Annotated in this window: 19 protein-coding genes and 1 pseudogene; 3 read left to right on the top strand and 17 right to left on the bottom strand. The window is 51.3% G+C overall.

Features of this window, described 5'->3' with window-relative positions; genetic code table 11:
• Positions 1-9: 9 nt before the first annotated feature.
• On the top strand, positions 10-813 hold the full coding sequence (gloB, locus tag PS2015_RS07215) for a hydroxyacylglutathione hydrolase (protein WP_058021579.1): 804 nt from the start codon (positions 10-12) through the stop codon (positions 811-813).
• A gap of 32 nt (positions 814-845) precedes the next feature.
• Positions 846-2,465 carry a lytic transglycosylase gene (locus tag PS2015_RS07210; RefSeq protein ID WP_082628025.1) on the top strand — a complete coding sequence of 540 codons (1,620 nt, stop codon included), beginning with the start codon at positions 846-848 and terminating at the stop codon, positions 2,463-2,465.
• A 41-nt stretch (positions 2,466-2,506) separates the two neighbouring features.
• On the opposite strand, the gene PS2015_RS07205 is transcribed toward PS2015_RS07210, so the two are convergent.
• The 16 genes and pseudogenes from PS2015_RS07205 to tig all read right to left on the bottom strand — a co-directional run.
• Complete coding sequence (locus PS2015_RS07205) at positions 2,507-4,201, bottom strand: Na(+)/H(+) antiporter subunit D (RefSeq protein WP_058021578.1); 1,695 nt, start codon at positions 4,199-4,201, stop codon at positions 2,507-2,509.
• Positions 4,188-4,544 carry a hypothetical protein gene (locus tag PS2015_RS07200; protein ID WP_058021577.1) on the bottom strand — a complete coding sequence of 119 codons (357 nt, stop codon included), beginning with the start codon at positions 4,542-4,544 and terminating at the stop codon, positions 4,188-4,190. Before PS2015_RS07200 ends, PS2015_RS07205 begins: the two co-directional genes overlap by 14 nt.
• Positions 4,544-6,010: a monovalent cation/H+ antiporter subunit D family protein gene (locus PS2015_RS07195; protein WP_058021576.1), complete on the bottom strand. Its 1,467-nt coding sequence runs from the start codon at positions 6,008-6,010 to the stop codon at positions 4,544-4,546. Before PS2015_RS07195 ends, PS2015_RS07200 begins: the two co-directional genes overlap by 1 nt.
• Positions 6,007-7,485, bottom strand: a complete 1,479-nt coding sequence (locus PS2015_RS07190; RefSeq protein ID WP_058021575.1) for a monovalent cation/H+ antiporter subunit D family protein — start codon at positions 7,483-7,485, stop codon at positions 6,007-6,009. The genes PS2015_RS07195 and PS2015_RS07190 overlap by 4 nt, the downstream gene beginning before the upstream one ends.
• Positions 7,485-7,838 carry a cation:proton antiporter subunit C gene (locus tag PS2015_RS07185; RefSeq protein WP_082628024.1) on the bottom strand — a complete coding sequence of 118 codons (354 nt, stop codon included), beginning with the start codon at positions 7,836-7,838 and terminating at the stop codon, positions 7,485-7,487. Before PS2015_RS07185 ends, PS2015_RS07190 begins: the two co-directional genes overlap by 1 nt.
• On the bottom strand, positions 7,835-8,257 hold the full coding sequence (locus tag PS2015_RS07180) for a Na(+)/H(+) antiporter subunit B (protein WP_082628023.1): 423 nt from the start codon (positions 8,255-8,257) through the stop codon (positions 7,835-7,837). The genes PS2015_RS07185 and PS2015_RS07180 overlap by 4 nt, the downstream gene beginning before the upstream one ends.
• Positions 8,254-8,811 (bottom strand): DUF4040 domain-containing protein, encoded by a 558-nt coding sequence (locus PS2015_RS07175; RefSeq protein ID WP_335338262.1) that lies wholly within the window; start codon positions 8,809-8,811, stop codon positions 8,254-8,256. The genes PS2015_RS07180 and PS2015_RS07175 overlap by 4 nt, the downstream gene beginning before the upstream one ends.
• A complete protein-coding gene (mnhG, locus tag PS2015_RS07170) occupies positions 8,808-9,137 on the bottom strand; it encodes a monovalent cation/H(+) antiporter subunit G (protein WP_058021574.1) in 330 nt (109 codons plus the stop codon). The genes PS2015_RS07175 and mnhG overlap by 4 nt, the downstream gene beginning before the upstream one ends.
• 3 nt (positions 9,138-9,140) lie before the next feature.
• Positions 9,141-9,449 carry an MrpF/PhaF family protein gene (locus PS2015_RS07165; protein ID WP_058021573.1) on the bottom strand — a complete coding sequence of 103 codons (309 nt, stop codon included), beginning with the start codon at positions 9,447-9,449 and terminating at the stop codon, positions 9,141-9,143.
• Positions 9,446-9,925 carry a Na+/H+ antiporter subunit E gene (locus PS2015_RS07160; RefSeq protein ID WP_058021572.1) on the bottom strand — a complete coding sequence of 160 codons (480 nt, stop codon included), beginning with the start codon at positions 9,923-9,925 and terminating at the stop codon, positions 9,446-9,448. Before PS2015_RS07160 ends, PS2015_RS07165 begins: the two co-directional genes overlap by 4 nt.
• 266 nt (positions 9,926-10,191) lie before the next feature.
• Positions 10,192-12,063 carry a SurA N-terminal domain-containing protein gene (locus tag PS2015_RS07155; RefSeq protein WP_058021571.1) on the bottom strand — a complete coding sequence of 624 codons (1,872 nt, stop codon included), beginning with the start codon at positions 12,061-12,063 and terminating at the stop codon, positions 10,192-10,194.
• 134 nt (positions 12,064-12,197) lie between these two features.
• Positions 12,198-12,473, bottom strand: a complete 276-nt coding sequence (locus PS2015_RS07150) for an HU family DNA-binding protein (RefSeq protein WP_058021570.1) — start codon at positions 12,471-12,473, stop codon at positions 12,198-12,200.
• 214 nt (positions 12,474-12,687) lie between these two features.
• Positions 12,688-15,114 carry an endopeptidase La gene (gene lon / locus PS2015_RS07145; RefSeq protein ID WP_058021569.1) on the bottom strand — a complete coding sequence of 809 codons (2,427 nt, stop codon included), beginning with the start codon at positions 15,112-15,114 and terminating at the stop codon, positions 12,688-12,690.
• Positions 15,115-15,236: 122 nt separating this feature from the next.
• Positions 15,237-16,526 carry an ATP-dependent Clp protease ATP-binding subunit ClpX gene (gene clpX / locus PS2015_RS07140; protein ID WP_058021568.1) on the bottom strand — a complete coding sequence of 430 codons (1,290 nt, stop codon included), beginning with the start codon at positions 16,524-16,526 and terminating at the stop codon, positions 15,237-15,239.
• A 30-nt stretch (positions 16,527-16,556) separates the two neighbouring features.
• Positions 16,557-17,162: an ATP-dependent Clp endopeptidase proteolytic subunit ClpP gene (gene clpP, locus PS2015_RS07135; RefSeq protein WP_058021567.1), complete on the bottom strand. Its 606-nt coding sequence runs from the start codon at positions 17,160-17,162 to the stop codon at positions 16,557-16,559.
• A gap of 119 nt (positions 17,163-17,281) precedes the next feature.
• Positions 17,282-18,598, bottom strand: a pseudogene (tig, locus tag PS2015_RS07130) (trigger factor); the annotation flags it as partial.
• Between the two features lie 299 nt (positions 18,599-18,897).
• Between tig and PS2015_RS07125 the strand changes: the two are divergent.
• Complete coding sequence (locus tag PS2015_RS07125) at positions 18,898-19,188, top strand: DUF6316 family protein (RefSeq protein WP_058021566.1); 291 nt, start codon at positions 18,898-18,900, stop codon at positions 19,186-19,188.
• Here the strand turns inward: PS2015_RS07125 and PS2015_RS07120 are convergent.
• Positions 19,181-20,116 (bottom strand): alpha/beta fold hydrolase, encoded by a 936-nt coding sequence (locus PS2015_RS07120; RefSeq protein ID WP_058021565.1) that lies wholly within the window; start codon positions 20,114-20,116, stop codon positions 19,181-19,183. The genes PS2015_RS07125 and PS2015_RS07120 overlap by 8 nt on opposite strands.
• Between the last annotated feature and the right edge of the window lie 54 nt (positions 20,117-20,170).

The raw sequence follows: 20,170 nt of genomic DNA, 5'->3' as shown, positions 1-20,170 counted from the left end.
AGGCAGACTATGACTTTAAGCGTTTATCCCATACCGGCATTTAACGACAATTATATATGGGCCATCCATGATGGCACTCAGTGTGTAGTTGTTGATCCAGGTGATGCAGCACCGGTTCGCGATTTTCTGCAACAGCACTCACTTGGGCTGAGCACGATTCTGATCACCCATCATCACCCTGATCACACCGGCGGTTTGAAGGCACTGCTTACGGATTATGACGCTGAAGCGTTTGGCCCACAGGGTGATCACATTGCCGGAATTCAGCATCCGCTGGGAGAGAATGACGAAATAGTAGTTCTTGGTTCCTTGCGTATGCGAGTGTTGGAGGTTCCTGGTCATACGCTGGACCACATTGCATTTTACGCCGCACCAACTCCTACAACCCCCGATGCAGCCACCGCACAGCCCATGCTGTTTTGTGGGGACACTCTGTTCGCTGCTGGTTGCGGTCGGATATTCGAGGGTAACGCAGAGATGATGTATCAATCACTGCAAAAACTCGCCAGACTACCCAAAGATACCTTAATATATTGCGCTCACGAATATACATTGAACAACTTGCGCTTTGCAGCGATGGCGGAGCCCGGCAACAATGCCATTACTGAGCGCGTTAAAAATGAATCGGCCAAACGGCAACGAGATGAGCCAACCCTGCCATCAAACATTGACCTTGAGCTGCGAACCAATCCGTTTTTACGTTGTCACATTGAAAGTTTGGGCAATCACCTGGCCGCCAATAACAAACTTTCCGTAAGTCACAGCGACCAGCAGGTTTTTGCTGCGCTACGGAACTGGAAAGACAGCGTTTGAGTCGCCGTTATAAAACAGGAACAAGCCGTTAAATGATATCAGTTTTACATAAACCCCGTTTCCGTCGCCGGCGATTGGCCGCTCTGATCAGTTTTACACTTCTGATTAATGCCTGCTCCACCCTTCAGGATGAAATTCCGGAAGAGCCAGGCTCCCTCAGCGAAGCCCGCAATCAGACAAGCACTGCAAACCAGACCAGACGCCGGGACATCAACCGGCCACTACCAACAGCTGAACAGGCAACCCCCTTGTCAGAGGCTGAAATTGCCTTCCGTGACAGCATCTGGTCCAGAATCAGCGAGGGTATGCAGTTTTACCACCGTCACTACAACGATGATATTCAGGAAGCAATCGACTGGTTTGTCGAAAACCCGGACTATTTAACAGAGGTCAGCGAACGAGCTACCCCGTTTATATTTGAAATTACAGACGAGATTGAGCGTCGCGGTTTGCCAATGGAACTGGCGCTGCTGCCTGTCGTGGAAAGCGCTTTCCGGCCGGAAGCAAGATCCAGGGCTAACGCGGCTGGACTCTGGCAATTTATGGCCCCTACCGCCCGCAGCATGGGCTTAAAACGAGACTGGTGGTATGACGGCCGTCATGACCCGATTGCATCAACCTCTGCAGCACTTGATTACCTTGAACGACTGTATCAACAGTTTGATCAGGATTGGCTGTTGGCCCTGGCGGCCTATAACGCCGGTCAGGGCAACGTATCCAGAGCGCTCAGCCGTAATCAGCAACGTGGTCAGAACAGTGACTTCTGGTCATTGGCATTGCCCCGGGAGACTCGGCGACATGTACCCAGGTTACTGGGTTTATCGTATGTGATGGCTGACCCGCTCAAGTATGGTCTGACTCTCAGCCCGGTGCCGGATGAACCCTGGCTGGCGCGGGTAGATGTAGGAAATCAGATTGATCTGACACTGGCAGCACAATTGGCTGACCTGGAGCCGGAGGTCTTCTATCAGTTAAATCCAGGCTATCTCCAATGGGCAACACATCCTGACGGGCCTCACATCGTGAACCTGCCAATCGACAGACAGGAACTCTTTGAAAGCCGGCTAGAGGATCTTGGAGACCAGCAGATTACCTGGGATCGCTATCAAATCAAGCCGGGTGACACCTTGATAGCCATCGCCCGCAACTATCGCACGACGGTCGGTGCCCTGCAGCAGGTCAATAATATTTCCGGCAGCCGGATTCGTGCAGGCGACTCACTGCTCATTCCTCGCGCCTATCGTGAGGGCGACCTGCTGCCGTCGATACAGCTGGCAGCCGATAATCAAAGCCCCATCCCGGCCGGTATTTACACAGTAAGAAGCGGCGATAGTCTCTGGGGAATTGCTAATCGCTATCGGCTGACGGTAGCGGAACTGATCAATTGGAATCAACTGAGCTCTGAAGCCATCCTGCAGCCGGGTCAGCGTTTGATGTTGCAGGACCCTGCGCTGACTGCATCCACCAATATACGCAGCAGCCAGAATCCTGACATGCAGGTCACCCGCTACGAAGTGAGATCCGGTGATACCCTGGTCAGAATTGCCCGCAGCCACGGCATCAGCGTCGATCAGATCCTTCAGTGGAATAACATACGCCGCAATGCGCTCATCCATCCTGGCCAGGAACTGCGGCTGTATCTTAATCAATAATCAGCTAATCCCGCGCTTACGGCATATCGGGCGCCTTCCTGTTACAGGAAGCGCGCCCCGAGCAATATCACCACCAGCATGGCAGTTACCCACAGCAACATGCTGCCGGTAGGCCAGCTTCTGGCCAATGGACCATCAGGTCCATGATAGCGCATCAAAAACGCCGGAATACCGCGAGCAGGTGCTGACAGCAGATTAGTCAGCAGTGTCGAGCCTGCTTTTAAAGCGGACTCGAATGACCGCCATATCACTGGCCCAAGTCGACGGTAAAAGAAGTCAATATCCAGGCTGATCGTCAGCGTGCGTTTCATCAATGGCAAGGTGACAAAGAACGCCAGCCCCGCAAACAACAACAACTGCAGTTGAGTGACCAGATGATCCGCTGTATAGGGCTCATAAGTCGCTTCAAACGGCAGGAAGGTGTACAGCAACTGCGGGAATACACCGATCAGCACACAAGCTGCCGCAAAGAAAATCATGGCTGCCTGCATATTCCAGGACGGATCTTTAGGCCGCAGACCAGAGTCTTTCTGGAAAAATACAAACCACGGGAACTTGATACCGGCGTGCAGAAATACACCCGCAGATGCTGCCACCAGACAGTACCAGACAAAGGCATACTGCTCGTAGGCTGCGCCGGAGCTGATCATGGACTTGGAAATGAAACCGGAAGTGTAAGGAAAGGCGGAGATTGCCAGAGCTCCGATTATGCCACAAACCGCCGTTACCGGCATGGTCCGGTAAAGGCCGCCCAGGTCAGTACATTTGCGTTTACCGGTCTGCACCATAACTGCACCGGCGCTCATCAGCAGCAGGGCTTTGTAGATGATATGCGAAAAGGCATGTGCCGCCACGCCATTCAACGCCATCTCTGTCCCTATACCCACACCAACTACCATGAACCCGACCTGGTTAACAATCGAGTAGGCCAGAATTCGACGCATATCATTTTCCATGAGCGCATAGATGATGCCATAGAAAATCATATACAGGCCTACCCAGATCAGCACCTGCTGGCCCGGGAATAACAGCCATAATGCCAGAACAGCCGTCTTGGTGGTGAACGCTGATAAAAACACCGAGCCCGTCGGACTGGCTTCAGGATAGGCATCTGACAGCCATGCGGATACGGGTGGCGCGGCCGCATTGATAAGCACACCGATCAGCATCATCCACGTGGCAAAGCTGTCCAGTTGCAGCGGCTGAATCGCGATCGACCCCGTCTGAACGGCAACCCCTTCAATACCAATCTTGAGAATAATACCGCCTATCAGGTGCATGATACCGTAGCGTATACCGGCCCGCCTCGCCTCTTCGGTGCCGCCACACCATACAACAACAGTCGAGAACAGAGCCATGAATTCCCAAAAAAGGAACAAAGTGATCAGATCACCTGCAAATGAGACACCCACAGCACCTGCGGCGTAGGCCATGGCAGCAGACAATTCAGCAACTTTGGCATGACGGAACGCAAAAAAGCCGCCAACCATTGCCATCAGTGCAAAAATTGTAGCGAACAGCCTCCTGACGTTGCTGGCTTCGACCAGTTCTACTTCATAACCCAGAAAGCGAGCTGTCAATAACACGCCATCATCCAGATTCCAGATCATCAGCAGAGTCAGAAGCGGAACCAGGATCATCAGTACAGGTCTGAAACTCTCGCGCACGACCGGCATCAGCATCGCGCCGAATATCATGATGAACGCGGGTGGGAACATTAATTCAGAGATCGTCATAATACGTATCCGGACGCTTTAACAATACACCCAGCAGTTTGGCGAATACCACCATGCCCAGGCAGCTGACAAAACCGTAGATGGCATAAAAACCAAACCAGCCATCTATAGAGAAATACTCATGTACATGCACAAAAAATTGCGCAATCACAGTCAGGGCCAGAATGCCCGAGAATACCCACCACAGAATTTTTATAGTGCCCTGGCGCACCAGCCAGTGCGGCTTGCCATCATGCAGCTCCGGCACCTCTATCCGAGGACAATCCGCACCATATTCATTGGCGACCAGGCCGCGACCGGCCTTCGGCGAAATATGCTTTATCTCGTCAGTGTTCTCAGCCATCACGGCATCCCTCCGACAATCTGAGTTTCGAGATCCAGAACCGGACCGTTAAAGAAGAAGAACAACAAAGTCAGAGATGCAGTTACACACAGCGCGATAACCATATTAGCAGGCGCCTCGCTATGGTCTTTAGCCGGAGTCACGTCCTCTGCCTTGAAGAAAGCATTAAATATGATTGGCAGGAAATAGGCCGCGTTCAGTGCTGTTGACAGGATAAGTACCAGCAAAACGAAGTAGTTATCAGTCTGGAACGCGCCGGCAATAATAAACCACTTTGATACAAAACCGGCAGTTGGCGGCACCCCTATCATGGACAAAGCACCCACTGCAAACGCTGTCATGGTGTATGGCATTCGCCATCCGATCCCGTTGAGCTGGGTCACTTCGGTCTTTTTGGAAGCGACATATATAGCACCTGCCGTAAAGAACAGTGTGATCTTTCCGAAAGCGTGCGCGGCAATGTGAATGGCCGCGCCAACTTCAGAGAATGGCGCCAGCGCCATGGCAGCCATTACGATGTAGCCTAACTGCCCGACAGTCGAATAAGCCAGCAGACGTTTGATGTTTGTTTGCCGAAGCGCGATACAGGATGCCGCAACCACGGTAAAGCCTGCCAGGTAAACCGCGATCTGTTCGTAGGGCACCTGGGCAAGGTAGTCGGTACCAAAAATGTAAATCACGACTTTGATCAGCGTGAAAACACCCGCTTTTACAACTGCTACCGCATGCAACAGCGCCGACACCGGGGTGGGAGCCACCATGGCTGCCGGCAACCATCGATGTACCGGCATTACGGCTGCCTTGGCGACACCAAACAGGAACAACAGCAACAGAAGCGTTGCAGAGGTTGCTTCCAGCTTGCCATCCAGAATCCCGCCAGGAACAAAGTCCAGCGTCCCGGCCGCCGCATATGTCCAGATGACGGCAGGCAGCAAAAACACAATAGACGTAGTCATCAGAATCCCAAGATAGGTCCGACCACCAGCCTTGGCTTTGGCATCACCTTTGTGTGTCACCAGTGGATATGTAGACAGCGTCAAAACTTCGTAAAAGATGAACAGCGTCAGTAGATTTGCAGAAAATGCCACACCCATGGCGCCAAACAGTGCTAACGCAAAACAGACATAGAAGCGCGTCTGTTTGGTTTCGTGTGTGCCACGCATATATCCAATTGCGTAAACAGAAGTAACAACCCATAGTCCACTGGCAATCATGGCGAACAGAATGGAAAGCGGCTCTGTATTGAAAGCAATTGGAACGCCAGAGAATACAGTGACAACTTCAACGCTAATATCGTCTCCGGCATTCAGCCCGAGTAAAACCCGAATGACCAGGCCGAACAGACTCAGCGCCGTGACAATAGTGACTGTTTCTCTCAGATTAGGCCATCGTCCGGCAAGACCAATCAGAATTGCGCCCAACAAAGGCACAATCAGGGTCAAAATCAATGCGGTGTTAGCACTCATCGGATTACACCTCCGGACATCAGCTGCGCAGCCGCCGCTTCGGCTATATCCACGGTCAGACGAGTATCAATACCGAACCAGATATTCGCGATAATCAGCACCCAAAGCGGTATCAGCAACCCCAGCGGTGCTTCGCGTCGCGTCGTATCTTCAGGCTCACCGAAAAAGCCAACCTCTACGACTCGGCCTACATACAAGACGGCCAGCATGGAGCCAACAAGAATCACCACAACTACCGGCCACCATCCCAGCTCCATTGCAGCCAGAATCAAATGCCATTTACTCACAAATCCGACAGTCAAAGGGACACCGATCAAACTGAGCCCGCCGATAACAAAAGCCCAGAACGTCAGTGGCATGGTTTTGGACAGGCCGTTCATATTACTGATGTCTGTACCCCCCATGCGATAGGCTACCGCACCCATAACCATAAACAGCGCACCTTTCATCAAGCCGTGATTGAACATATGCAGCAAAGAAGCGGTAAGCCCCATGGCGGTCCCCATGGCCAGGCCTAGAACAATGTAGCCAATCTGCGCAACACTGGAATATGCCAGCATTCGCTTGATGTTGGGCTGCGTGATGCTGACAGTTGAAGCACTCAACAATCCAATAATTGACAGCGGGATCAATACTTCTGCCAGAGGTTCCATGCCAAAGCTGAAATCGACGCCGAAAATCGTGAATACGAATCGGATCAGGACGTAGACGGCTACTTTAGTCGCTGTTGCGCCGAGAAAAGCGGTTACAGCGGAGGGGGAATAGGTATAGGCATTGGGAAGCCAAAGATGCAAGGGAAATAACGCCAGCTTCAGGCAGATGCCTGTGACTATAAACGCGAAAGCCGTTCTGACTGTGCTGCTGTCACTCATGGCAGGCAGGCGTTCAGCCAGGTCAGCCATATTAAGCGTGCCAGTCATCACATATAAAAAGCCAATGCCAATCAAATAGAATGTCGCGCCGATGGTGCCCATGATCAGATACGAGAATGAGGCAGTCAGAGCCCTTCGATCACGTCCCATGGCAATCAATGTGTAAGTTGCCAGTGAAGATATTTCAAGGAATACAAATACGTTAAAAGCGTCTCCGGTGGCACTGATACCACACAAACCCAGAATCAGCAGCAACAGGGCCGCGTAAAACAGCGGGCTTTTCTCAGCGCCAATCTCCTGCTCAACACTAAGACGTGCATAAGGCAGTACAACGCTGGCTAAACCGGTTATGAGTACCAGTAACAGCGAGTTGGCAAAATCCAGACGATACTCAATACCCCAGGGAGCTTCCCAGCCGCCCATTGTATAGATAATGGTACCTTCATTATTGACCTGCATAAGTAACAGTACACTGCAGATCAATGAAAACCATGATATCAGGGTGGCAAGAAGCCACGGCCAATTAGAACCACGCAGCAGCGCAGCAACCGGAGCACCCAGCAAGGGCGCCAGAACTATCAATACAGGCAGGTGCGTTAACATTAGATAGAGGAGTCCATATTGTGCAAATCGTCTTCTTCAATAGTTCCGAACGATTCTTTGATTCTTATAGACAGCGCCAGACCAACAGCCGTCGTTGCAACACCCACAACAATCGCTGTCAAAATGAGCACATGAGTCAGCGGGTTCGAGTAAAGAGTAACGCCTTCAGCCAGAACCGGACCGGCACCGCCGTCGATGTAACCGAAACTGATGTAAAGAAAAAACACAGAGGTCTGAAACACATTCAACCCAATCAGCTTCTTCACCAGGTTGCTGCTCGACATGACCATGTAAAGACCTATCATCATAAGCGCGACGATAATGACGTAATTCCAGATTCCCAATCCACTCACGCCTGTTCTCCCCTGTCGGCGAATGTAAAGAACAACAGCATCATCACTGATGCCACTGTCAAACCGACACCGAATTCAACAAGAATAATTCCGATATGCTGACCGGCAATCGGGTCTGCAGCCAGCACATCGTAATCAAGATAAAGTCCACCCATAAGGAGAGTAGCAACACCCACGCCGGCGTACAGCAATACACCAGAGGAAGAGATAATTTTAAGCACCCATGGCGGGGCAATTTTCTGGGTGCTTTGCACCCCAAACAGCAAGGTGTGAATCACGAATGCCGAGGCGAATATAACCCCGGCCTGGAACCCACCGCCCGGCCCGAAATCACCATGAAACTGCACATACAGAGCAAACAACATTATGTACGGTATCAGGAACTTACCGACAATCCTCAGAATCAGGTGATCGCTCACGATGCACGCTCCTTTTTCTCATCTCTGCGACGGCGCCCGATCAGCAATAGAACCCCCACACCAGCCGTAAAGATCACCACAACTTCACCCAACGTATCAAAGCCTCTGTAACTGGCCAGGACTGCCGTCACAAAATTCGGCACGTCGATTTCCTCGGGAGACTGTTCGATATAACGCGGCGTAACATGGGTATGAGGCGGATTGTCGGGCGCTCCAAATGGCGGCAAATCCAGAATGCCGTAAATCAATGTAGCACCGGTCACCAAAACGATAATCAAGGGCAGCATTTTGGCTTTCTTCTGCAGGGATTTTTCCTTGCGGCCCGTCAACGACAATGTGCAGAGCATAAGAATTGTCGAAATACCTGCCCCTACTGCCGCCTCAGTAAATGCGACATCGGCGGCATCTAGCACCATAAACAATGACGCGGATGTCAGGCTATACAATCCGAATAACATGACGGCGCCGAATAGATCGCGCATTCTCAGCACGGCAATCGAAATAACGGCCAGAAACGCCAACAAAAACACATCAATTAATTGTTCCAGGATCACTGACTCGCACCCCCGTTTGCAGCACTATCGCGAGTCCAGGGCTTCAGACCGCCATGACGGGCTGACTTGGCCAGTGCATGAGAGGCTGTCGGACAGGTAAACAACATGAAGAGGAAAATGAGCAACAATTTGGCGCTGGCCAGCGTTAATCCGAAATGAATCATCAGACCGCCGAAGAACAGACCCGCACATAATGTATCCGTCACGCCCGCGGCGTGCATGCGCGTGTAGAAATCAGGAAAACGGATTATGCCAACACCACCAATTATGCCCAGCGCACAACCAGACAACAGCAGGATGGCTGACAGCCATTGCAGAATATCCATGACTTACTCCTTGGGACTGTCAGACTGGTCGGCAGTCAGGGCATCCTGACCTGAATGACCAAGGTTGCCGTATTCAAAAAACTTCATCACGGCAATCATGGCAATGAAGTTAATCATGGCGTAAACCAGCGCTATATCCAGATAATCGCCTCGACCTGCCAAAGCGGCAATCAGGGAGATTAACATAACCGTTTTGGTGCCAAACATATTGACCGCCAGCATCCGGTCGTAAATCGTCGGACCCAAAAAAGCCCTGATCATGGCGAGCGTCATGGTCACCAATATCGCAATTGCGGCAGCAGCCAGAATCATGATTTAACCTCAATTCCTTGGGGAACACGACGATCCATATCACCCTGCGTTACACCATCAGCCGCAGCCTGGTTTATAGCATGAGCCTCGATCTCATCACCGGCAATTTCCAGGGTCACCGTACCGGGCGTCAGCGTAACAGAGTTACCCAGAACCACGCGTCCCAGTGCACTGTCCTGAGTAATTCTGGTTTTTACGATACGGGGATCAATATCAGGACGCACGCTCAGGATTATCTTGATGGTCTGGAAGTTGGCAATAACGATTTGCCATAACAGATAGGCCCAGTAGCGAACCAGTTTGCCGCTCAGATGAAGAGGATGACTCTCGTCATCAACTACGTCCATGCGAATCGCGAGCCAGGTCGTAAACAGAACAGAGACTGTACCAAGAGATATAAGCAATACTTTGGTGTAACCCGACAGTATCCACCAGAGAACGGCCAGAATGACCAACAGAGCTGTAAAATGTTTCATTATTAAGGCGCCTCAGGATGGTAACTTAAAACGACACCACCCAATCTGACCAATTTCTTATACCGGATTTTAACTCCGGAACAGACCACTTGGCTGCACCAATCTGATAACAAATTACAGCAAATTGTGTCAGCGATCTGCCTGAATGACAAAAACGTCAATATGCTGTCAATAATCCGACTGACGGACAAAACAGCCAAAACTTAGCAGGTGAAAACTAGCAAACCCGGCAATTCTTGGCAAGAAAATCCGGGTTTATTCGCGCCTTATCGAATGTCAGCCGTTCTCTGTAGATTACTCATCAAGCCATCAAATGTATTGCGCCCCCGACTCTCCATAAGCCCAGCTGCCAATTGTTGACGCTGACCCTCAGGGAGGGCTTCCAGACTTCCCGGGTTAACGGCCTGTAAATCGATAATGACAAACGCACCATTGTTAAGCTGAAAGCCTTGCAGCGAACTGCCAGAATCAGACTCGGCTGGGGCGGACATACTGAATGCGTTACGTACAATCTCAGTATTCATGTCAAACTGGTTACGATTGATATTTTGACGCGTATCCCAGGCAATCGACTCGGCGCTCAACATATCGTCGACAGACTCACCATTAGCCAGTCGCTCAAGAATCTGCTCACCGATGGCTCGCGCTCGCGCGCGTTCCATGTCCGTTCTGAGCGCTACTGCAATATCTGCCCGCACTTCATCAAGTGGCTGCAGAGCTGCCGGTCTGTAGTCATTTAAATGCACCACGACGGCACGGGAGTCGTTTAACTCGATGACATCGCTATTTAGATCCTGCTCCAGTATATCTTCTGAGAATGCTGCATCCAGGACCGCCGGATTGGAACTGACCACACCGGTTCCGCCTGCCGTACCGAAAAACTCGGTTGTTTGAACAGGAAGCCCCAGCTCTTCATTGATTGCCTGTAGATCAAATGTCTCAAAAGCGAGATTGGCCAGCGTTTCAAGACGACTGAAATAAAGCTGATCAACCTCAGCCTGTTTCAGTTCGCGCTCAATGCGCTCAGCCACTTCGTCAAACTCCGGAAATTCCTGCACATCGTATTCGGTCAATTTCAAAAGGTGTACACCAAACTCAGACACGACCGGTTCAGAAACCTGCCCCACTTCGAGTTCAGCAAGTGCGGACTCCATTTCTGGCGGGAACACGCTGCCATCTGTATAACCGATATCCCCGTCATCCTGAGCTGACACATCATCAATGGAGAACTCCCGGGCCAGCTCACCGAAATCCTCTCCTGCGTCCAGACGCTCCCGCACTGCCGCTGCTTGTGTTATGGCAGCCTGCTCACCGTCTGCCGATGGGTCAAAAAGAATATGTGAAACCCGGCGCTCTACGCTGGATACAGCTTCCGAACGCTCTGTCTCATATTGTTGTCGAACGCGCTGCTCGTCGACCTCAACTTCGTTAAAAATCTGCTCTTTATCCAGGATCACGTAATCGAGAGACACTTGTTCGGGTGTTGTAAATTCTGCAGGGTTATTATCGTAATAAGCCTGAATATCCTCAGGGTTAACGGCCTCACCAAGAGTACGGTTCCCAAGCGGTATAGACAGAAAACGGAAGTCACGAGTTTGTGTCTGAAGTTCGGCTACCCGCTGCAGATCTGCATCGGTCACAAAGGCTGTCGCCGCATAAGCGTTTGCAAGCTGCCCCATCAACATCCTTTCGGCCAACTCCGCGCGGTATAGTTGCGGAGTATAACCCTGTGCGGCCATGGTACGCCTGGCCAGATCGTTATCAAAAACACCGCCTAGCTGAAACTGCGGTGTCCTGAGAATTTCTCTGTCCAGTGAGTCATCGGAAATGACCATCCCTGACTCGCGCGCAGCTTGCAGCAGGAGCTTGTCTTCAATCAACTGCCCCAATGCAATTTCACGTAGTAATTCTTCATCAAAATCCTGAACGTTAGCCCCGATCGATGCCATCAGGTTCTGAATACTGACCGCCAGCTCCTGCTCGGTAATATCCTCTCCGTTTACGGAGGTGACGTTGTTACTGCTGAAGAAACCACCCACGATAGATTCGGCGCCAAATAATGCGAATATACCGATAATAAAACCGATGATGATTTTGGCAACAACGCCCTGGGAGTTGTCTCTGATAGTCTGCAGCATACAAGATCCTGAATTTAAACAGTTAAACTAAAAGGGCGCATCAAAGATGCGCCCTCTGCGGCACCGTTGCAGCAAGGCACGGTGCCCGACCCACAAATTTTACGCCAGGCTGGCGTAATCAGGTCAGATCAGACTCAGGCATTAACAGCGTCTTTCAGCGCTTTGCCTGGTTTAAAGCTCGGCACCTTGGCCGCTTTGATCTCAATGGTCGCACCGGTTTGTGGATTGCGACCAGTCCGGGCAGCGCGATCCTTGGTGGCAAACGTACCAAACCCGACCAAGACCACAGGCTCGCTTTTCTGCAACGCTTCTGTCACGCTGTCGATCATGGCATCAATGGCACGAGCTGCAGCTGCTTTTGGCAAGTCGGCGCTGGCTGCAACGGCTTCGATCAATTCTGATTTATTCACGATATCCCCTTTTTTTGTAGCTGTTTATGAAGATTAGGATTGAGTCCGGCACCCGATTAACTTCCCATCGGGCGATAACAAGTTACACCGCAATCTACCCGGCCACCCGGTCGGCAGATATGCCTTCATCTCAGGCGACGTGCGGCTCAGAGGCCGCAACAACCGTGACTTTATACCAATTGCCAGAAATGAATGTCAACATAAAACACTATACTCAATGCGTACTGACAACATTTTTGTCTTTTGCAGCCGCATGCTCATCAATCAAGCCCTCGGGCGGTGGTAACGGTGATGGCATTCTTTCCAGCGCCAACTCGAGCACCTGGTCAATACTCTGTACCGGATGGATCGACAAATCAGCTTTGATATTATCCGGTATTTCTTTCAGGTCACGCTCATTATCCGCCGGGATGATGACAGTTTTGATATTGCCCCGATGAGCTGCCAGCAACTTTTCCTTCAGCCCACCGATGCGCAGCACCTGGCCACGCAAGGTGATCTCACCTGTCATCGCCACATCAGCACGCACCGGTATTCCCGTCAGCACCGATACCAGCGCCGTGCACATTCCAATACCCGCACTGGGGCCATCTTTAGGGGTCGCACCCTCCGGCACATGGATATGAAGATCAACGGATTCGTGGAAGTTCGGCTTTAAGCCCAGTATTGCTGAACGGCTTCTCACCACCGTCAAAGCCGCCTGTATGGACTCCTGCATCACATCGCCAAGCGAGCCGGTTTTGACAGTCTTGCCCTTGCCTTCGACCGCCACAGCCTCGATGGTAAGTAACTCACCCCCGACCTGTGTCCATGCCAGACCGTTTACCTGTCCGACGCGGTTCTGCTCCTCAGCGCGCCCATAGTCAAATTTGCGGACACCTGAATACTCTTCCAGCATATCCGGGGTCAGTACCAGCGTCTTTGGCCTGCCTCGCGAACTGCCTTCGAGAGCAGCCTTCTTGACCACCTTTCGACAGAGTTTGGCTATTTCTCGCTCAAGCCCCCTCACACCAGCTTCCCGGGTGTAATAACGAATCAAATCTCGAATCGTTTCCTGTGGAACCTCTAGCTCATCTTTGGCCAGCCCATTGGCTTCGAGTTGCTTGGGTAACAGGTAGCGGGAAGCAATACTGGTTTTTTCTGCCTCGGTGTAACCGGGTAACCGGATAATTTCCATACGATCCAGCAGCGGCCCGGGGATATTCATGGTATTAGAGGTACAGACAAACATGACCTCAGACAGATCAAAGTCCACTTCCAGATAATGGTCATTAAAAGCTTTGTTCTGCTCAGGATCCAGCACTTCGAGCAAGGCAGACGCCGGGTCCCCGCGGTGATCCATGCCCATTTTATCGATTTCATCCAACAGGAAGAGCGGATTTTTCACGCCCACCTTGGACAGCTTTTGTAACAGTTTGCCTGGCAGTGAGCCGATATAAGTGCGACGATGCCCCCTTATCTCAGCCTCATCCCTGACACCACCCAGTGCCATTCGAACAAATTTACGGTTGGTTGCGCGCGCAATGGACTCACCAAGTGAAGTCTTGCCAACGCCGGGCGGACCAACAAGACACAAAATCGGTCCCTTGAGTTTGCGCACACGTTTCTGTACTGCCAGGTACTCCAGAATTCGCTCTTTTACCTCTTCAAGCCCATAGTGATCGGCATCCAGAATTTTCTCGGCTTTGTCCAGCTCGAGACTGATTTTGCTCCGCTTTTTCCACGGTACATTTACCATCCAGTCCAGGTAGGTGCGCACCACCGACGCCTCTGACGACATCGGTGACATCATCTTGAGTTTATTCCACTCAGCCAGGGCTTTGTCCTTGGCGTCTTTGGGCATACCCGACTTTTCAATGCGGTTCTTGAGTTCTTCAGCTTCATTGGGGCCATCTTCAAGCTCCCCCATTTCTTTCTGGATAGCCTTCATTTGCTCATTCAGGTAGTACTCGCGCTGACTTTTCTCCATTTGCTTTTTGACGCGACCGCGAATGCGCTTCTCAACCTGAAACAGATCAATCTCTGCCTCGATAAGGCCCATCAGATGCTCGATACGGGACTGCAGGCTGACCAGCTCCAGCAAATTCTGTTTTTCCTGTAACTGCAGAGACATATGAGAGGCGATGGTATCAACCATACGACCCGGATCTTCGATGCCGGAAATGGAACTCATAACCTCTGGAGGTATTTTGCGACTGAGTTGCACATACTGCTCGAATTGAGACATCAAAGAACGCAGCAGAAGTTGGCCCTGCTTGTCAGGGAGCGCTTCCGAGTGGAGGGGGGTCACCTCACTCTGAAAGTAGTCGTCTTCCAGCTCGACAGACTTGATGCGAGCGCGGGTAACACCTTCGACCAATACTTTAACCGTGCCATCTGGCAGGCGAATGAGCTGCAGGATGGTGGCAATCGTACCAACAGAAAATATATCCCTGATACCGGGGTCGTCATCTGATGCATTTTTCTGGGCAACCAGCAAAACCTGCTTGTGGCTGTGCATTGCCATCTCCAGCGCCCGAATAGATCGGGGCCGGCCAACAAACAAAGGCTGAACAATTTGCGGATAAACAACCACGTCGCGCAACGGCAACAGTGGCAGACTGGAATTCAGTGTTGCAGGGTTATCTGATACGTCGCCCATAAATTCTCTCGTCGATAGAAATTTGACTGTCAGGACTCTAATGTGAGGCCTGCAAGTAACTATTTCAAGAGTATATCAGGGCTGAGAAAAACAAAATGGGATTAAAACAACGGCGCACCGGATCAGTCCGCCGTTTTACTGCCAGCAGCCTGCTCTGGCTCGGTTTCATACATCAACAGTGGCTCAGACTCGCCCCTGATCACTGCTGCATCAATGACGACCTTGGCAACGTTGCTCATGGATGGAATCTTGTACATGGTGTCGAGCAGGACGTTTTCCATTATAGAGCGAAGCCCTCGGGCCCCGGTTTTTCTCTGCTTGGCCTTCTTTGCCACGGCTTCCAGTGCATCGTCCCTGAACTGAATTTCAACATCTTCCATTTCGAACAGTTTGGAGTACTGTTTGACCAGTGAATTCCGGGGTTCTTTAAGGATTCGGACAAGAGCGTCAAGGTCGAGCTCTTCAAGCGTCGCGATCATGGGCAAGCGACCAACAAATTCGGGAATCAATCCAAACTTGACGAGGTCTTCAGGCTCGACATTCCGGAAAGCTTCGCCCGCCAGTTTGTTTTCGTCCTTGCTGCGCACTTCGGCATTAAAGCCAATGCCACTTTTTTCGGAACGGTCTCGGATAATCTTGTCCAGACCGGCAAACGCCCCACCACAGATAAACAGGATATTAGAGGTATCTACCTGCAGGAATTCCTGCTGTGGGTGCTTTCGCCCACCCTGCGGCGGCACCGACGCAACGGTTCCTTCGATCAACTTCAGCAGGGCCTGCTGCACACCCTCTCCCGACACGTCGCGCGTAATCGAGGGGTTATCAGACTTACGGGAAATCTTGTCGATCTCGTCGATATAAACAATGCCTATTTGAGCCTTTTCAACGTCATAGTCACATTTTTGCAGAAGCTTCTGAATAATGTTCTCGACATCCTCACCCACGTACCCTGCTTCGGTCAGTGTGGTCGCATCGGCGATCGTGAATGGCACATCCAGCAGACGGGCAAGTGTTTCAGCTAACAGGGTCTTACCTGTACCGGTCGGCCCAATCATCAGAATGTTGCTTTTGCCAAGTTCTACATCGTTGCCACGGCTTTCGTAACCCAGACGTTTGTAGTGGTTGTATACGGCAACGGAAAGGACCTTTTTAGCACGCTCCTGCCCGATGACATAATCATCCAGTGTGCTTTTGATTTCTTCAGGTGCGGGCAGCTTTTTGCGGCCGGCTTCCGCCTCTTTTTCCTGGATCTCCTCACGAATAATATCGTTACACAGATCCACACATTCGTCGCACACAAAAACTGAAGGGCCAGCGATCAGCTTGCGAACCTCATGCTGACTCTTGCCGCAAAACGAGCAATACAGCAGCTTGCCATTGTCGTCACCCTTACTGTAGCGATCATCTGCCATGCAAAAACCCTTAAATCAACTGCCAGAGCTCTAGACTGCCCTGCGCGATATCACTTTGTCAATCAGACCGTAGGCCACCGCTTCTTCCGCATTCATGAAATTATCACGTTCAGTGTCGCGCGCAATTTCTTCCAGCGGCCGACCTGTGTGATGCGCCATGATCTTGTTAAGCTGTTGACGCATCTTCAGAATTTCATTGGCCTGAATCTCGATATCTGAGGCCTGCCCCTGCGCACCACCGCTGGGCTGATGAATCATCATGCGCGAGTTGGGCAGCGCGAACCGCTTACCAGGCGCCCCGCCCGTCAAAAGAAAGGCTCCCATACTGGCCGCCTGTCCGATACACATGGTGCTTACATCAGGCATGATGAACTGCATGGTGTCATAAATGGACAATCCAGCTGTTACCGCGCCTCCCGGAGAGTTGATATAGAGATGTATATCCTTGTCCGGATTTTCCGACTCAAGAAACAGCAGCTGGGCGACCACCAAGTTGGCCATGTGATCTTCAACCGGACCCACCAGAAAGATCACTCTCTCTTTCAGCAGGCGTGAGTATATGTCATACGCACGCTCGCCACGGGCACTTTGTTCAACCACCATGGGAACCAGATTGGCTTCTATCATGGCCAGCATGCTATCGCCTGAAACTGCTGCATTATTCGGCATTAACCAGACCTTTATTGGCTATCGTTATCTTTTTTGGCAGCCGCTTTCTTTTTAGCGGTTTTTTTCGGCTTTTCTTTATGATCTTTTTCTGCCGTTGCGTCCTGTGCAGGACGAGTCAGCTCTTCGTAGCTGACTTTTTTCTCTTTGACATCAGCTTTCTCGACGATCAGATCAAACACCTGATCTTCCAGGACTGCTGACTCAACAGCTTCGAGCTGCTCCTTATTGCCATAATACCAGTTGATTACTTCTTCTGGCTGCTCATAAGTCATGGCTATGTCTTCAATGGCTTCACGCACCTTGGCGGCATCTGCGCGCATCGATTGCTGCTTGATCACTTCTCCAAGTATCAGGCCCAATTTTACACGCTTATCTGCCTGCTCCCGGAAGAGCTCATCAGGCAACAGACCCGGATCCAGATTCTTTGCCCCTGCGCCAAACTGCTGCAATGCCTGTTGACGCAGCACATTGATTTCAGCATTAACCAGAGCTACCGGCACGTCAACCGGATTCTGCTCCAGCAGAATGTCCATCAAACCGGTCTTCAGCCGATTTTTACTGGCCTTGCGCAGTTCTCGCTCCATATTGGCTTTGACTTCACTGCGAAAACCAGCCTCGCCGCCTTCATTGACGCCAAACGCTGCGAAAAACTCGTCATTCAACTCAGGCAGTTCCGGAGCCGAGACACTGTTCACGTTCACTTTGAACTGAACCGGCTTACCGGCCACGTCGGCGCTGCGATAGTCCTCCGGGAAAACAAGATCCAGTACAACTTCATCACCGGCTTTGGCCTTCAACAGACCTTTCTCAAAACCTTCGATCATACGACCCGAACCCAGAACCAGATTGGTGTTTTTTGCAGAACCACCCTGGAACTCTTCACCGTCAATCGTACCGACAAAATCGATATTCAGTTGGTCATCATTACGCGCCTGGCGCTTTACTTCCTTCCAGCCCTGGCGTTGTTTGCGCAGGTTTTCGATCATATTGTCGACGTCTTTATCGGTCACCTCGGCAACCAGCTTTTCAGCCTTGATCGCCCCGAAATCGGCCAGCTCTACCTCCGGGTAAACCTCGAACAATGCCACAAACTCGAGATCCTTGCCTTCATCCAGGGTCTTGGGTTCAATCTTTGGCTGACCGGCAGGTTTGACACCCTGCTCATTGAGCGCGGCATAGTAGCTGCGACTCATCACATCACCGACAACTTCCTGACGGACGCCAGCACCAAAGCGGTTTTTGATGACCTTCATGGGCACTTTGCCCTTGCGGAAACCGTTGATCCGAACAGTTTTGGCGGCCTCATTCAGACGGGCTGCTACCGCGTTTTCTACTTCCGCTGCCGGTACTGTCACAGTCATCCGGCGCTCTAATCCAGTGGTGGTTTCAATCGAAACTTGCATGAAATTTCCTCGCAAACCGGCGCGCCCATCACGCCCGGTCAGTGTCAACGGTATTTATGGGCCAGCTAATACGATTTCCATCAAGCTTTTCAATAGCTTAAGTGGAAACCAGGGTATTTTGAAGAGCGCGATTGTCCCACATCACCAAGCTTTATTCAATAAATAATCAATGCAAGCACCTTTTGGCGATCAGTACGCTGAATATTATTTTTTCTGAACAAGGGGGATATTTTTATCTCAAATCGTGGTCTACTGAACATGATACTAAAAAGAACTGAAAGCCTATCCGGAGAGTCACCATGTCTTTTAACCATGAATTCAAACACGGATCCGACATAAGCCAGCCAATGCGCGCCACCGACCGTGGTTCCGCCGACCATGTGCGCAGTGATCGACTCTTCAATCAGTCTGGTCTCTGGTATTTCAAAACGCGGGAAGGCAGAGATGTTGGCCCATTTCGATATCGGGACGAAGCTGAACTGATGCTCACACGTTTTGTCCGCGAGCTGGCTGAGCAGCAACAGAAAGCTTTGAGTAGTATCAAACCGCATTTCCGCATCAGTGCACTGATGGGTCGGGACTCTAGATAGCAGCCGTAGCTGTTTCTGCGCGAAGGATTTGACGGCACTGCCGGAAAATGTCGTCAGCCGCTACTGTGAAAAACAGGTGCCCTTGACGCGATACAGTGTGCAGGTCAGCTCCCGGCAGTATTGACTGAAGTCGAAGCGCCGAGTACGGCACGGATAAATTATCAGCACCACCCTGCCACAAATGCACAGGCGCACTGATCGTGGCCGGGTCAAAATCCCATTTCCGGAAGCTCATAGTGCAGTCAGCGGCCACGCCACGAACACCCTGCCGGACCGCCTCCTGCGCATCACGCGTTAATATTTGATTTATACGCGGGCTGTCGAACAACTTCTGGTCAGAGAGACACATCTGTTCGCGCACCAGTGCAAGAAAGCCGGCTGGCTTTCTTCCTGCCCCGAAATAGCGCAGGCGAATGACAATTCTTAGCAGGAACAACAGAGCTCTTGAAACGCGCGATTCAGATTGCGGCATGACCGGGAACGGAGAAAGCAGATTGACAAACCCAACGCGACGGGAGCCTTTATCGCACTCAGATGCAAGTGCAAGCGCGTAGGGACTGCCGCCAGCCCAGGCCATCAAGCCCAGCTCACTAATGCCCAGAAATTCCAGCAGGAATTGTACGTCGTTATTCAGTTCTGAATGCCCGTTAATTTTTCTGAAGCCGGAGCATCCGACACCGGGTCGATCCATACTGATCAGTCTGAATCCGGCAGACAGGGCTGCTTCATGCAATAACAGCGCTTCCAGACGACTCCCCCCCTGACTCGGGAAGTAGAGTACCGGATATCCATGCCGATTACCGAACTCTGACCAGGCGATGACACGCCCATCACTCAAAGTAAGCGTCCGCAGTGGCTCTCCCGGCCATGTATCACCCGCAAGTGACGGCCGTTCAGTCAAACCTGTCTGTCGAACTTTAAGCAACATAATCCATGTCCTGATGACAATAGACTTATGTTAGGTGGGAATTATTCCCACGTC

This window comes from Pseudohongiella spirulinae, assembly GCF_001444425.1.
Taxonomy (GTDB): Bacteria; Pseudomonadota; Gammaproteobacteria; order Pseudomonadales; family Pseudohongiellaceae; genus Pseudohongiella; species Pseudohongiella spirulinae.
This window is presented reverse-complemented; position numbering and strand designations above follow the sequence as displayed.

Coding starts and splice junctions, on each gene's coding strand:
- gloB (WP_058021579.1), top strand. CDS start 10: ATGACTTTAAGCGTTTATCCCATACCGGCATTTAACGACAATTATATA.
- PS2015_RS07210 (WP_082628025.1), top strand. CDS start 846: ATGATATCAGTTTTACATAAACCCCGTTTCCGTCGCCGGCGATTGGCC.
- PS2015_RS07205 (WP_058021578.1), bottom strand. CDS start 4,201: ATGACGATCTCTGAATTAATGTTCCCACCCGCGTTCATCATGATATTC.
- PS2015_RS07200 (WP_058021577.1), bottom strand. CDS start 4,544: ATGGCTGAGAACACTGACGAGATAAAGCATATTTCGCCGAAGGCCGGT.
- PS2015_RS07195 (WP_058021576.1), bottom strand. CDS start 6,010: ATGAGTGCTAACACCGCATTGATTTTGACCCTGATTGTGCCTTTGTTG.
- PS2015_RS07190 (WP_058021575.1), bottom strand. CDS start 7,485: ATGTTAACGCACCTGCCTGTATTGATAGTTCTGGCGCCCTTGCTGGGT.
- mnhG (WP_058021574.1), bottom strand. CDS start 9,137: ATGGATATTCTGCAATGGCTGTCAGCCATCCTGCTGTTGTCTGGTTGT.
- PS2015_RS07165 (WP_058021573.1), bottom strand. CDS start 9,449: ATGATTCTGGCTGCTGCCGCAATTGCGATATTGGTGACCATGACGCTC.
- PS2015_RS07160 (WP_058021572.1), bottom strand. CDS start 9,925: ATGAAACATTTTACAGCTCTGTTGGTCATTCTGGCCGTTCTCTGGTGG.
- PS2015_RS07155 (WP_058021571.1), bottom strand. CDS start 12,063: ATGCTGCAGACTATCAGAGACAACTCCCAGGGCGTTGTTGCCAAAATC.
- lon (WP_058021569.1), bottom strand. CDS start 15,114: ATGGGCGACGTATCAGATAACCCTGCAACACTGAATTCCAGTCTGCCA.
- clpX (WP_058021568.1), bottom strand. CDS start 16,526: ATGGCAGATGATCGCTACAGTAAGGGTGACGACAATGGCAAGCTGCTG.
- clpP (WP_058021567.1), bottom strand. CDS start 17,162: ATGCTGGCCATGATAGAAGCCAATCTGGTTCCCATGGTGGTTGAACAA.
- PS2015_RS07125 (WP_058021566.1), top strand. CDS start 18,898: ATGTCTTTTAACCATGAATTCAAACACGGATCCGACATAAGCCAGCCA.
- PS2015_RS07120 (WP_058021565.1), bottom strand. CDS start 20,116: ATGTTGCTTAAAGTTCGACAGACAGGTTTGACTGAACGGCCGTCACTT.